The 12,781-nt window shown below is 71.9% G+C and carries 14 protein-coding genes and 1 riboswitch; of the genes, 6 read left to right on the top strand and 8 right to left on the bottom strand.

The window, feature by feature from the left end; genetic code table 11:
• Nucleotides 1-30 precede the first annotated feature (30 nt).
• Entirely contained in the window at nucleotides 31-684 is a 654-nt protein-coding gene (locus AB0878_RS05630) for a TetR/AcrR family transcriptional regulator (protein ID WP_366576836.1), read from the bottom strand.
• A gap of 237 nt (nucleotides 685-921) precedes the next feature.
• Between AB0878_RS05630 and AB0878_RS05625 the strand changes: the two genes are divergently transcribed.
• Together AB0878_RS05625 and AB0878_RS05620 are read left to right on the top strand one after the other, a co-directional pair.
• Nucleotides 922-1,812 carry a Ku protein gene (locus AB0878_RS05625; RefSeq protein WP_366576834.1) on the top strand — a complete coding sequence of 297 codons (891 nt, stop codon included), beginning with the start codon at nucleotides 922-924 and terminating at the stop codon, nucleotides 1,810-1,812.
• Between the two features lie 187 nt (nucleotides 1,813-1,999).
• Entirely contained in the window at nucleotides 2,000-2,212 is a 213-nt protein-coding gene (locus tag AB0878_RS05620) for a hypothetical protein (protein ID WP_285966505.1), read from the top strand.
• A 254-nt stretch (nucleotides 2,213-2,466) separates the two neighbouring features.
• On the opposite strand, the gene ahcY is transcribed toward AB0878_RS05620, so the two are convergent.
• From ahcY to AB0878_RS05595, 5 genes are all read right to left on the bottom strand, one after another.
• Nucleotides 2,467-3,942 (bottom strand): adenosylhomocysteinase, encoded by a 1,476-nt coding sequence (gene ahcY / locus AB0878_RS05615; RefSeq protein WP_366576832.1) that lies wholly within the window; start codon nucleotides 3,940-3,942, stop codon nucleotides 2,467-2,469.
• 95 nt (nucleotides 3,943-4,037) lie between these two features.
• On the bottom strand, nucleotides 4,038-4,166 hold the full coding sequence (locus tag AB0878_RS05610; protein ID WP_366576829.1) for a hypothetical protein: 129 nt from the start codon (nucleotides 4,164-4,166) through the stop codon (nucleotides 4,038-4,040).
• A 17-nt stretch (nucleotides 4,167-4,183) separates the two neighbouring features.
• Nucleotides 4,184-4,267: riboswitch (S-adenosyl-L-homocysteine riboswitch) on the bottom strand.
• A gap of 63 nt (nucleotides 4,268-4,330) precedes the next feature.
• Nucleotides 4,331-5,104, bottom strand: coding sequence for a GAF and ANTAR domain-containing protein (locus tag AB0878_RS05605; protein WP_366576827.1), 774 nt, complete (start codon nucleotides 5,102-5,104; stop codon nucleotides 4,331-4,333).
• Nucleotides 5,105-5,177: 73 nt separating this feature from the next.
• Nucleotides 5,178-6,239, bottom strand: a complete 1,062-nt coding sequence (locus AB0878_RS05600; RefSeq protein ID WP_366576825.1) for a DNA polymerase IV — start codon at nucleotides 6,237-6,239, stop codon at nucleotides 5,178-5,180.
• A 63-nt stretch (nucleotides 6,240-6,302) separates the two neighbouring features.
• Nucleotides 6,303-6,572 carry a DUF3040 domain-containing protein gene (locus tag AB0878_RS05595; RefSeq protein ID WP_366576823.1) on the bottom strand — a complete coding sequence of 90 codons (270 nt, stop codon included), beginning with the start codon at nucleotides 6,570-6,572 and terminating at the stop codon, nucleotides 6,303-6,305.
• Nucleotides 6,573-7,040: 468 nt separating this feature from the next.
• Here AB0878_RS05595 and AB0878_RS05590 point away from each other — a divergent pair, with 468 nt between their 5' ends.
• The 3 genes from AB0878_RS05590 to AB0878_RS05580 all read left to right on the top strand — a co-directional run bounded on the left by AB0878_RS05590 (nucleotide 7,041) and on the right by AB0878_RS05580 (nucleotide 10,494).
• Nucleotides 7,041-8,855: a serine/threonine-protein kinase gene (locus tag AB0878_RS05590; protein WP_366576821.1), complete on the top strand. Its 1,815-nt coding sequence runs from the start codon at nucleotides 7,041-7,043 to the stop codon at nucleotides 8,853-8,855.
• Nucleotides 8,852-9,685 (top strand): FHA domain-containing protein, encoded by an 834-nt coding sequence (locus AB0878_RS05585; RefSeq protein WP_366576819.1) that lies wholly within the window; start codon nucleotides 8,852-8,854, stop codon nucleotides 9,683-9,685. Before AB0878_RS05590 ends, AB0878_RS05585 begins: the two co-directional genes overlap by 4 nt.
• Nucleotides 9,686-9,753: 68 nt before the next feature.
• Nucleotides 9,754-10,494, top strand: a complete 741-nt coding sequence (locus AB0878_RS05580; RefSeq protein WP_366576817.1) for an FHA domain-containing protein — start codon at nucleotides 9,754-9,756, stop codon at nucleotides 10,492-10,494.
• 16 nt (nucleotides 10,495-10,510) lie between these two features.
• Here AB0878_RS05580 and AB0878_RS05575 read toward each other — a convergent pair whose 3' ends face one another.
• Nucleotides 10,511-10,990: a MarR family winged helix-turn-helix transcriptional regulator gene (locus AB0878_RS05575; protein WP_366576816.1), complete on the bottom strand. Its 480-nt coding sequence runs from the start codon at nucleotides 10,988-10,990 to the stop codon at nucleotides 10,511-10,513.
• A gap of 98 nt (nucleotides 10,991-11,088) precedes the next feature.
• On the opposite strand from AB0878_RS05575, the gene ribA reads away from it, so the two are divergent.
• Nucleotides 11,089-11,724 (top strand): GTP cyclohydrolase II, encoded by a 636-nt coding sequence (gene ribA / locus AB0878_RS05570; RefSeq protein ID WP_366576814.1) that lies wholly within the window; start codon nucleotides 11,089-11,091, stop codon nucleotides 11,722-11,724.
• Between the two features lie 27 nt (nucleotides 11,725-11,751).
• On the opposite strand, the gene AB0878_RS05565 is transcribed toward ribA, so the two are convergent.
• Nucleotides 11,752-12,735, bottom strand: coding sequence for a LacI family DNA-binding transcriptional regulator (locus AB0878_RS05565; RefSeq protein ID WP_366576812.1), 984 nt, complete (start codon nucleotides 12,733-12,735; stop codon nucleotides 11,752-11,754).
• Nucleotides 12,736-12,781: the final 46 nt, after the last annotated feature.

Here is a 12,781-nt window from a genome sequence, read left to right as displayed (position 1 = left end):
ACGCCGGGTGGTTCATGAAACCCCGGTGTTTCATGAAGCTACGGTGCGTGCCGTGGTGGTCGCGGCGGCCGCGGTCAGCGTGGGCATGCCCGCGGATGCTTCCCGCAGCAGGTTCACGAACGTGGGCAGGAACTCCGTGTCCGGTCCGGAGGTCAGCCACGTGTGGAACGAGATGCGGAAAGCGCTCTGTACGATCCCCGCGAGCATCCTCGCGTGCAACGGATTTGCGGTGCTGCCCGCCCGTTCGGCCACGGCTTCGGCCAGCACGCGTTCCACGGTGGCGTGCGCGCGCAGCATTTCGGCGAACAACCCCGCGTTGCGGAGCATGTCCCGCATGCGGTGCACGTCCTCGCGCCGGGGCGCGCCGTCGTGGGTGGCCTGCACGACCGCGGCGTTGATCACGGCCTCCCACAGCGGCTCGTGGGCCGGCCGGGCCCGCAGTGCCTCCCGGATCCGCTCCTGCTGCGCGACGATGAACGAGCAGACGGCCTCCTCCTTGCTGGAGAAGTAGTTGTTGAAGGTGCGCGGCGACACGCCGACCTCGCTCGCGATGTCCTCGACCCGCAGCTGGTCCAGGCCGCGTTCGAGCGCGAGCCGCAGCGCCGCGGAACCCAGCGCCTGCCGGGCCGCCAGCTTCTTGCGTTCGCGCAGCCCGAGCACGGGCTCCGCGGGTTCGGAGGTCATGCGAGCCAGCGTAGCAAAAGTGCGGGGCACGCAATAAACTGCGTGCCCCGCACTTTTGTGCGGCGGGAGTTTTCGGCGCAGCCGCTACCCCGGGTGACCGGCTCGGGCGGGTCACCGCAGGTCAGGCTGGGCCGGTCGGGACCCGCGCCGACCGGCGGGACTGTCGGGATCGGATGATCCGGGCTACGGTTGTTACCGAGCGTGAGTGGAGGACCGGCGGACGGCGGAGGAGCGCGCATGCGGTCGATGTGGAAGGGCTCGGTCTCGTTCGGGCTGGTCAGCATCCCGATCCAGCTGTACGCGGCCACGGAGAACAAGAACGTCTCGCTGCGCCAGGTGCACGAGTCGGACGGCGGCCGCATCCAGTACAAGCGCTTCTGCTCGGTCGACGGGCAGGAGGTGCCCTACGCCGAGATCGCCAAAGGCTACGAGCTGCCCGACGGCGAGATGGTCGTGATCACCGACGCCGACCTGGCCGACCTGCCGCTGGCCACGCAGCGCACGATCGACGTGCTGGAGTTCGTGCCGCTCGAGTCGATCGACCCGATCCAGTTCGACAAGACCTACTACCTCGAGCCGCAGAAGAACGCCGTCAAACCGTACGTGGTGCTGCGCGACGCGCTGCACAAGGCCGGTCACGTGGCGATCGCCAAGGTCGCCGTGCGCCAGCGCGAGAGCCTGGCCCTGCTGCGCGTGGTGTCCGACGTCCTCGTGATGACGACGATGCTCTGGCCGGACGAGGTGCGTACGCCCGATTTCCCGTTCCTGCGCGAAGATCCGCCCCAGGTGCGCCCGCAGGAGCTCACCATGGCCGGCTCGCTCATCGATTCGCTGGCGGAACCGGTGTTCGAGTCCGAAAAGTACACCGACGGCTACCGCGAGGCGCTCGAATCCGTGATCGAGGCCAAGGTCTCGGGTAACGAGACGACGAAACCCGGGGCGGTGGCGGCGAAAGCCGACGTGGTCGACCTCATGGCGGCACTGGAGGCGAGCGTCTCCGAAGCCCGCAAGTCACGCTCGGCCGCGCCGGCCAAGAGCACCTCCTCGCGTTCGCGCAAGGCCGCACCGGACGAAGAGAAACCGGCCAAGAAGGCCGCCCCGCGCGCCCGCCGGCCGAAGAGCGCCTGAGCGCAGTTTTCCCGCCGAGCCGCCGAAATCGCCGCCGGTCCGAGATCACCGGACCGGGTGCGGCGACACGCCGCCCGTATGCCAGACTCTGGCGCTCACCGGTGGTACCAAGAAGCTGTCCGGTCCGAGATGAGCCGGGTTCGAACAGCACCGGTTCGAGAGCACGAGAGCGGAAGGCGGCCTGAGCATGGAGTGCGCGTTCTGCACCAGCGGGATCGACCACTGTCACGGCACCCTGGTGGTTCACCCGGACGGCGGGTTCGCCGAGTGCACGGACGAGAGCTGCGCGGACCTCGACCGCGTCCGCCACGCCCTGATCATCGACTGCCACACCGTCGACGCGGAGTGCTCCTGCACGCTCGCCGTCGAGGTGGAGGCGGAGCTTCGGCAGGCTTCCTGAGCCCTCCCGCGGCCCAGTGACCGTGAAGGCCTCGTTCCCCGGCAGCCCGCGGAACGAGGCCTTCACGGTTTTCCGCCGAAGGATTCCCCTCGGCCCCCGATCCTTACCCGATCGTGTATGCAGCTGTGTACACCGGCTTGGCGATGTGCTAACACTAACGAGGTCCTTCGGCTCTCCCTCCCCCTCGGAGCCGGAGGACCCCTTATTTCCGGCCTCCGGTCTCCGCCGGGGCGGCCCGGGCCCGTAGCGGTGGCTCAGTAGCGGTAGTGCTCCAGCTTGTACGGGCCGGCCGCGTCCACGCCGATGTACTCCGCCTGCTCCTTCGTGAGCTTCGTCAGCTTCACGCCCAGCGCGTCGAGGTGCAGCCGCGCCACCTTCTCGTCGAGCAGCTTCGGCAGGCGGTGCACGCCCACGGGGTACTCGCCGGGCTTGGTGAACAGCTCGATCTGCGCGATCGCCTGGTTCGCGAACGAGTTCGACATCACGAACGACGGGTGCCCGGTGGCGTTGCCGAGGTTCATGAGCCGGCCCTCGGACAGCACGATGATCGAGTGCGCCGGGCGCCCGCCGTCCGCGGGGAAGGCCCACTCGTGCACCTGCGGCTTGATCTCCAGCTTGCGGATGCCCGCCACCTTCGTGAGGCCGGCCATGTCGATCTCGTTGTCGAAGTGGCCGACGTTCGCGACGATCGCGTTGTGCTTCATCCGCGCCATCTGCGCGGCGGAGATGATGCCGAAGTTGCCCGTGGTGGTGAGGAAGATGTCGCCGCGCTCCACGACGTCGTCCAGCTCGACCACGTCGAGGCCCTCCATCGCCGCCTGCAGCGCGCAGATCGGGTCGATCTCCGTGACCACCACGCGGGCGCCCTGGCCACGCAGCGCCTCGACGGCGCCCTTGCCGACGTCGCCGTAACCGCACACGACGGCGAGCTTGCCGCCGATCATCACGTCGGTGGCGCGGTTGAGGCCGTCGACCATCGAGTGGCGGATGCCGTACTTGTTGTCGAACTTGGACTTCGTCACCGAGTCGTTCACGTTCATCGCCGGGAACAGCAGCGTGCCCTCGGTCGCGAGCTTGTAGAGCCGCTTGACGCCGTTGGTGGTCTCCTCGGTCACGCCGCGGACCTCGCCGGCGATGCGCGTGAAGCGCTTCGGGTCGGCGGCGAGGCTCTCGGCGAGCGTGCGCAGGACGATCGCGTACTCCTCGGCGTCGGCGTCCGTGGCGGCCGGCACGGCGCCCGCGGCTTCGAACTCGACTCCCTTGTGGACGAGCAGCGTCGCGTCGCCGCCGTCGTCCAGGATCATGTTGGGGCCCTGGCCGTCGGCGAAGCGGAAGAGCAGGTCGGTGCACCACCAGTACTCGTCGAGCGTCTCGCCCTTCCACGCGAACACGGGCGTGCCCTCGGGCCGTTCGGCCGTCCCGTTCGGGCCGACGACGACGGCGGCCGCCGCCTCGTCCTGGGTGGAGAAGATGTTGCAGGACACCCAGCGCACGTCGGCGCCCAGCGCCACGAGGGTCTCGATCAGCACGGCGGTCTGCACGGTCATGTGCAGCGAGCCGGCGATGCGGGCGCCCTTCAGCGGCTGCGCCTCGGCGAACTCGCGCCGGATCGCCATCAGGCCCGGCATTTCGTGCTCGGCCAGGCGCAGCTGCGTCCGCCCGGCCTCGGCGAGCGCCAGATCGGCCACTGCGAACTCGAGTCCGCCGACGTTCTGCAGTTTCGGGCTCATCGTTGTTCCGCTCCCATTCGGTGTGGTTTCTGTTTCAGGGCACGGGGAATCGCGGCACCACCGGGTTCGGCGGCACCGGGCTCACCCGGGAGGGTTCAGGAGGTGCGGGGGCCGTCCGCCGGCTTTTCCTTCGGCGGCAACGGTTTCGTCGACAACTGCTGTGACGACAACGGTGTGGTCGCCAACGGCGTGGTCGACCACGGTGTCATCAACAACTGGGTCATCAAAAAAGGCACCTCCTTCGCAGGAGGCGCCCTTGTTCCGGAACTCGCGGGCCGAGCGTGGCGGAAACCCCTCGGCTTCCGTCGCAGCGCCTCTCGGCCCGGAGTGCGCCTCGACGGCGCACGGTTCTACCGGTTCCCACCATGGCAAGGTGGGCCGGAGACTGTCAAGCGCGCGGACCGGGCAGGTCGAGCTCGGTGTGGCGGGTGGCCAGGGTCTCGGCCAGCACGGCGAGCTTCACGTTGAGGTCCTGTGACGTGCGGCGCAGGATGTCGAACGCCTCGTCGGCCGAGATGCCGCGCCGCTGCATCAGGATGCCCTTCGCCTGGCCGATCACGTCGCGCGAGTCGATGGCCTTGCGCAGGTGCGCTCGCTGCAGGTCCGCGGCGGTCACGGCGTTGGTGGTCGCCAGCGCCAGCGATCCGTGGGTGGCCAGCAGCAGCGCGAGGTCGCGGTCGGTGGGCGTGAGCGCGCCGGCTTCGCGCGCGTAGACGTTGAGCGCACCGGACAGCTGCGGCTCGCGGGCGTCGGGCAGCAACGCGATGGCGAGCATCGAGCCCATGCCGCGTTCGGCCGCGGCCGGCCCGAACTTCGGCCACGCGGGCTCGTGGGCGAGGTCCTGGCTCTCCGCGTGGGCCGGTCCGTCCGGGCGTGCCGCGTCGAGGCACGGGCCCTCCCCGGTGCGGTACTGCACCTGGTCGAGCTCCACGGCGATCGGATCGGTCTCGATCGGCGTGTAGAACAGCCCGTCGGGTGAGCGCAGCGTGACGCTGACGACGCTCGCGACGGGGATCACCCGGACCGCCGCCGTCACCAGCTGCTGCAGCACGCCCCCGACGGTCGTGACCTCCAGCAGCGACCGAGTGAGGTCCCGGAACTCGCCGCCCAGCCCGCCGAACCGGTCGTCGGAACCGGTCGCGGGAAAGCCGTTTTCGGACATGCCTCACCTCACTCGTGTGCCGGAGCGCCGGTTACCCCGCCGGGGCGCCGCCAAACGCGCACCCGCCGTCGGGTCACGCGGGCGGGTGGGGGAACTCCGCTCGAACGCCGAGCAGGCGGATCGGCTTGCCGAGCGTGAACATCCCGAGCACCTCGCGGGCGGCGCGCCCGATCGCCGCGGCGTCCGACGTCGGTTCCGGCAGCGTGATGCTGTGGGTGTGCGTGTGGAACGGCGCGAAGCGCACCTTCACCGCGACGCGCGCCGCCGGGCGGCCTTCGTCCACGACGTCGTGGGCGACCCGCACGGCGAGGGTGTCGATTTCTTCCGCGATGCGAGCGGGATCGGTGAGATCCTGCTGGAACGTGGTTTCGCGGCTGCGGGAGCGCGCGACGTACGGCGTGGCGGTGACCTCGGCGTCGCCGATCCCGCCCGCCAGCACCCGGTACCACGGGCCGAGGCGTGGGCCGAAGCGGGCGGCGAGGTCGTCCGCGTCGGCGCCGGCCAGCTGCAGCACGGTGGTGAACCCGGCTTCGGCGAGCTTCTTGGCGGTCTTGCGCCCGATGCCCCACAGCGCGTCGGTGGGCCGCTCGGCCATCACGGCCCACCAGTTCTCCTGCGTGAGGCGGAAGATCCCGGCGGGTTTCGCGAACCCGGTGGCGAGCTTGGCGCGCAGCTTGTTGTCGCCGATGCCGACCGAGCACGAAAGCCCGGTCTCGTCCTCGACCGCCCGGCGGACCTCGGCCGCGAACGCCTCGGGGTCGTCGGCGCCGGCGCTCTCGGTGCCGAGGTTGTCGGTGTCGAGGCCGAGGAACGCCTCGTCCCACCCAAGGACCTCGACCACCACCGGCAGCTCGCGCAGCCGCGCCATCACGCGGTCGGAGACTTCCTGGTAGACGGGCGCGTCGGTGGCCAGGAACACCGCGTCGGGACAGCGTTTCGCGGCCAGCCGCAGCGGCATGCCGGACTGCACGCCGAACTCGCGGGCCTCGTAGGACGCGGTGGCCACCACGGCACGCTCGGTGGGGTCGCCGTTGCCGCCCACGACCACCGGCCGGCCGCGCAGCTCGGGCCGGCGCGCGATCTCGACCGCGGCGATGAACTGGTCGAGATCGACGTGCAGGACCCAGGCGGACACCCCACCAGTGTGCGGTGCGGACCTCGGTCGACGCACGTCGGACGCGCCGCGGGCGCCGCCGCGTCAGGAGCGGCCGTGCCCGCGCACGATGTGCAGCGCCACCCCGCCGCCGGCGGCGAGCAGCGCGCACAGCGTGAAGGCGGGGCTCGTGGTGACGAGACCGGTCACGAGGAACGCGACGGCCGAGACGTCGAAGAGCACCGCGAAGAAGGTGAGCAAGCGGCGTTTCGGGGCCGGCTTGCCCCGCGAGAGCGCCGCCGCCAGTTCCGGATCGCTGAACTCGAACCAGCGTTCGATCTTGTCCAGCTCGCTGCGTTCGTGGTGACTGAGCATGGAAGTCTCCTTCGGCGGCGCGCCTGCCGTCACGTCCGCCAGATACCCCCGGCCACCGTGATCCAACCGCGGATCCGGGCGCTGCCCGGCGGATTCACCCGGCCGCACCCATCCGTATAACGGTCTATACGTCGAATCCTGGACCACCGTGCCGGTTTCGGTGTCCTCTGTGGACACTTGATCGGCCGGACGGGTGACCCCGGCGCTCACGCAGCGCAGTGCGCTGCGGTGCCGGTTCCCGTTGGCGCGCAAGGGAATCGGGACCGACGTCACGGCTCGGGCCCGACGTAACCTGCGCGGGACGATTTGTCGATCCCGACCTCGCAGTGGACGGCCGGGTCGACGTGGTTGCCCTCGGGGCGGCGGGGGAGTGGTCCCGATCCGGGGCGCTTCCTGCCATCGGACGTGATGCAGTATCGTTACTGCGCGTTACCTCACAGAGGTCCGACCACGCCGAGGGGAGCGTCGGTGCAGGGTGACCAGCTGATCGCGCAGCGCTATCGACTGCTCGAGCGGATCGGCACCGGCGGCATGGGCGTGGTCTGGCGTGCGCACGACGAGCAGCTCGACCGCGAGGTGGCGCTCAAGCAAGCCCGGCTCTCGGATGCGGTCAGCGGCCGCACGTTGCGTCGCGAAGCCCGGCTCGCCGCCGGCGTGCAGCACCCGAACGTGGTGACCTTCTTCGACGTCGTCGCCGAGGGCGACGAGCTGTGGCTCGTGATGGAGTACGTGCCCTCGCGCAGCCTCGCCGAGGTCCTCGCCGCCGAGGGCAGCCTGCCCGTGCGCACGGTCGCCGAGATCGGCGTGCAGGTCGCGGGCGCGCTCGCCGCGGTGCACGAGGGCGGCGTGGTGCACCGCGACGTGAAGCCCGGCAACGTCCTCATCACCGACGACGGCCGCGCCAAGCTCACCGACTTCGGCATCTCGCGCTCGGTCCGCACGGACGAGACGGTCACCGACTCCCCGCACATCGGCGGCACCCCCGGTTACCTCGCGCCGGAGGTCGCCCAGGGGCACCCGCCGACCGCCGCGTCCGACGTCTTCTCCCTGGGTGCCACGCTGTTCTCCGCCGTCGAGGGCGCTCCGCCCTTCGGCGGCGGCAACGAGTACGCGACCATCCGGCGCGCGGCCGAGGGTGCGGTCCCGCCGCCGCGCAAGGCCGGTGACCTCACACCCGTGCTGGCCGCGTTGATGCGGACGGCTCCCGAAGACCGGCCCACCGCCTCCGCCGCGCACGACCTGCTGGCCGGCAGCGTGGGCGGGCTGCCTCCCGCACCGCCGCTGCGCCGTTCCGGCGGTCGGCGCCGGTTCATGATCGCGGGGGCGGTCGCCGCCGTCGTGGTGCTCGCCGCGGTGACCCTGGTCCTGCTGCCCGACAGTGGCCAGGCACCGGCCCCTGCCGCGGCTTCGAAGGTGCCGGCCGCGCCGGCGAAGCTCGGCATCGGCAAGGACCCGCACTCGGCCGATCCGTGCCGGCTCGTGGACGCGGTGCCGCTGCGCCCGTTCGGTGAGCCCGAGGTCGATCCCGACTACGGCAACTTCGACCGCTGCGACGTGATCCTCAAGCGGGGCAACGATCTGCAGGCCGACGTGAAGGTCGAGCTGGAAGACCCGCCGTCCGACGGCGCCGCACCGGAGGGGCAGCGCTCGCGCTCCGGCCCGTTCGACGTGTTCGGCGACCCCGCGCAGGACGGCGCCTGCGTGCGCCTGATCCAGCTGCAGGACAAGTACCTCGTTCGCGTGACGGTGTCCGACGACGACGGCGACAACCTCGACACGTGCAAGCCCGCCGACGTCGCCGTCGCGTCGGCGACGAAGGTGCTCGCCGTCGCGGGCGTGCCGGCGCGGACCTCGCCGGTCCCGTCCGGCTCGCTGTCCGAAGTGGACGCTTGCTCGCTGCTGAGCTCAGCTTCGCTCGGCACCACCGCCGGCGTCACGGCGCCGGTGCAGGTGATGCCGGGCTACGGGAACTGGACCTGTGACTGGGACAGCTCGGCGTCGGACCGCGCGGTCACGGTGATCTTCGATCGCGACCAGCCGCCGGACGGCGACTCGGGCCAGCTCGTGAAGGTCTCCGGGCACGACGCGTACCTCGCGACCGACGACTTCGCCGACAACACGTGCCAGGCGCTGCTGGTGTACCGGACCTACACCGACGCACACGGGGAGGCCGCGGTGGAGCAGATCAAGGTGGTGGTCCACGGCGACCCGCCGTCGCAGGGCCTCTGCGGCCCGGCCACGTCGCTGGCGGGCGACGTCGTCGCGAAGCTGCCGCAGGCATGACCGCGCTGCGATCCGGCGGGCCGGCCGAGTCCCTCGGCGCCGACCACGGCAGCCTCGCCTACGGGGTGCCGCCCGCGGCGCCGGGCACGATCTTCGCGCTGGCCGTGACCGGCGGCGTGCGCATGCCGCCCCGCGACGGCCGGGAAGTCCTCTTCGGACGCAACCGCGAGGACGTCCACGTGTGCGTGGGGGAGGACGACCGGAAGGTCAGCCGCAAACAGGGTTTCCTCGTGCGCCGAGGCGACGCGTGGTGGATGCACAACACCGGGCGGCAGCCGATCCGCCTGCCCGGCTCGCGCCTGTTGTTCCCCGACGAGGAGCCCGTGCCGCTCGCGGAGGGTTACACGGCGGTGTTCGTGCGCGGTTCGGCCGACCGCGAGCACCTGCTGGAGCTGTACGTGTCCGGGGCGGACGGCCGCCGGCCGGAGTCGCGCCCGCAGGACGTGACCGAGCCCCCGCGCATGTGGCGGCTGAGCCCCGAAGAGCGGCTCGTGCTCGTCTCGCTGGCCCAGCGTTACCTGCTGCAGCAGCCGTACCCGCAGCCGATGGCGTGGCGGCAGGTTGCCGAGCAGCTCTCGGAGCTGGCGCCCGGCAGCCGCTGGACGCCCAAACGGGTGGAGCACCTCGTGGTCGCCGTGCGGACGCGGCTCGCGCGCGCCGGCGTCGCGGGCCTCACGCGCGAAGAGGTCGGCGAGCCGGTGGGCAACTCCCTCAACGACAACCTCGTGAAGGAGCTCCTGCTGTCCACTTCGCTGGTGCCGCCGGACCTCGCGTTGCTCGAGCCACCCGACGAAGCCGCTCCGGGAGGGGTCCCGGCTCCGCCCGGTTAGCCTCCCGGCGCGCTGTGGGGCAGGCCCCGCGCCGGGAACGGGCGGGGGACGAGGTGACGGGTGAGGGGATGCGGGCTCTGCCCGCCGGGCATCCGAGCCTGGCGCGGGGCTTCGCGTCACCGCCCGGCACGCTGGTCGTGCTCGGGCTCGCCGGGGGAGTGCTGGTGCCGCCCTCGGCGCCGGGCCCGGTGACGTTCGGGCGCAACACCGCGGAGGTCTCGGTGCCGGTCGGGGAGGACGACCGGCGGGTGAGCCGCCGCCACGGCGTGCTGGAGCACCACCGCGACCGCTGGTGGGTCCGGGCGACGGGCAAGGTCCCGTTGCGGCTGCCGGAATCGCGGCTCCTGTTCACCGGCGCGGCGCCGGTCGCGCTGCCCGCGGGGTACCTGCCGCTGTTCGTGCACGGCTCGCGCGGGCGGGAGCACGTGCTGGAGGTGCACGTGGCCGACGGCAGGCCCACCGTGCCACCCGTGCCGGACGGAACCCTCGACGCGCGCGAACGGCTGGCGCTCACCGTGGTCGGCCAGAGCTTCCTGCGCTGGGAGGCGCAGCCGCGGGCGGTGCCGGCGGAGCGGGCGGCGGCTCAGCTCGCGCTGCTGGACCCCGGCGGCGACTGGACGCCGCCGGGCGTGCGGGCCGCCCTCGACGGCGTGCGGGCCCGGTTCCACCCGGCGAGCGGAGACGACCGGTTGCTCGGTGCCCTGCTCGCCGCGGCCGTGCTCGTGCCGCCGGACCTGGCGTTGCTGGCCGCCGAGCCGGTTCCGCAACCGCGCGTGCCCGACTGGACACAGAGGACAGTCGGCTCGTAATGCGGGGTGCCGAGCGTCACACGGCGGTTCGCTGCGGCGCCTGGGCGCCGCGCAGCCGGGACTCCAGGGTGTCGAGCACGGTGCTAAACGCGCCGAACTGCTCGGGCGTCAGCGTGTCGACGAGCAGTTCGCCCACGAGCGCGGCGTGCCCGGCGGCGGCCTCGCGAAGCTGTGACCAGCCCAGATCGGTCAGGAACGCGATCACGCCGCGGTCGTCGGACTCGCACGAGCGGCGCCCGACGAGCCCGGTCTTCTCCAGCTGGCCGACCTGGTAGCTCAGCCCGCTCTTGGACGTGAGAGCCGCGCCCGCCAGCTCCGTCATGCGCAGGGCGCCGCCGGCGGCGGCGAGGCGCGCCAGAACTTCGTACTGTGGGTGCGAAAGCCCCGCGTCGTCGCGAAGCTGCTGTTCGACGCGACGGGTGAGCTGCGAGCTCACCGCCAGGAAGGCCTGCCAGGTCTTCAGCTGGCGATCCGTGAGCCATCGGGGGTCGGCCATGCGCCCATGGTAACGCAGGTTGTTCGAATTTGAACCATGTTGTAGGGTCGATCAAGTCGTGGTTCGAATTTGAACCACCTGGGAGAACGGAGTAGCCGATGGCGACGGTGGCGGAGGTGCGTACGCGGGTGCGGATCCCGCTGCGGCTGGGCGACGACGTCTCCGTCGACGCGGAGGCCGTGACGTTCCGCGGCCTCGCCGACGGGCTGGAGCACCTCGCGTTCGTGCTCGGCGAGCCGGGCCCGGTGCCGCTCGTGCGGATGCACTCCGAGTGCCTGACCGGCGACGTCTTCGGCTCGGCCCGCTGCGACTGCGGCCCGCAGCTGCGTGAAGCGGTCGCGCGGATCTCCGAGACCGGCGGCTACCTGCTCTACCTGCGCCAGGAAGGCCGCGGCATCGGCCTGTACAACAAGCTCGACGCGTACGCGCTGCAGGACGGCGGCCTCGACACCTACGAGGCCAACGCGGCGCTCGGCCTGCCCGAGGACGCCCGCGACTACACCGCCGCCGCGCAGATGCTCACCGCGCTCGGCGTGAGCCGGCTCGACCTGCTGTCGAACAACCCCGACAAGGCCGCGCAGCTGACCGCCCACGGTCTCGACGTGCGCGACCGCGTGCGCACGGGGGTGTTCGCGACGGAGACCAACGTCAGGTACCTGCGCGCGAAGGTCGAGCACACCGGGCACAGCCTGGTGCTGCCCGCCGGGTTCGGCCACGCCGGCCTCGCCAGCTGAAACCGTCCACATCGGACGTCGTTCGCGTCAGGGCGCCGACTCCCGCACCACCAGCTCGGTCGGCAGCACGGTCATCCCGTCGAGCGGTGAGTCGCCGGTCAGCTTGCCGAGCAGGCGGCGGGCCGCCGTTTCCCCGAGGGCGCGCAGCGGCCGGCGCACGGTCGTGAGTGGCGGCTGCGTGAACGCCGCGAGCGGCTGGTCGCCGAACCCGGCCACGGCGACGTCCCCGGGCACAGTGCGGCCGGCTTCGCGCAGTCCGGTGAGGACACCGGCGGCCACCACATCGTCACAGGCGAACACGGCGTCGAACCCGACGCCCGAGGCGACGAGCCGCCGCACCGCCGCGCGGCCGCCGGCCGCGGTGGAAACCGCCTCGGTGACGGCGTTCCCGGTGAGCGGTGAACCGGCTTCTTCGAGAACGGACCGGAATCCGGCGAGCCGGACGGCCGCGTGCTCGTCGGGACCCGTCACCACGGCGACGCGGCGCCGGCCGCGCGCCAGGAAGTGCCGGGCGACCGCGGCCGCTCCCGCGGCGTCGTCGCCGGTCACCGAAGGGAATGCGGAACGCGACCCGTCGACCACCACCACGGGCAAGTCGGAGTCGCGCAGCGCGTCGTTGTCCGTGACGGCGGCCGGCGGGTCGAGCAGCAGCAGCCCGTCGAACGCGTGCGCCCGCACCTGGTGGGTGAAGCGCTCGAGCGAGTCCGCGCCCCGGGCGGCGGTGCTCAGGAGCAGGCCGTGGTCACTCGCCTCGACGACGTCGGCCACTCCCTGCAACACCTCGCCGACACCCGGCGGCGAGAGGCCCGGCACGAGGACCCCGACGAGCCGGGTCCGGCCTCTCGCAAGGCCGACGGCCCCGGCGCTCGGGATGTAGCCCGTCGCGGCGATCACCTCGCGCACGCGCACGGCGGTGGCGGCGTCCACGTCGGACTTGTTGTTGAGCACCCGGGACACGGTCGTCTTGCTCACCCGCGCTCGGCGGGCGACCTCCGCGATCGTGACGCGCATCGGTCCTCCAAGGGGAATCCGAGCACCGGGCGGGTTGCCTTCCCCT

It is taken from the genome of Amycolatopsis sp. NPDC047767 (genome assembly GCF_040704195.1).
GTDB lineage: Bacteria > Actinomycetota > Actinomycetes > Mycobacteriales > Pseudonocardiaceae > Amycolatopsis.
Note: the sequence above shows the minus strand (reverse complement) of the source record. Positions and strands in the feature narration are given on the sequence as shown.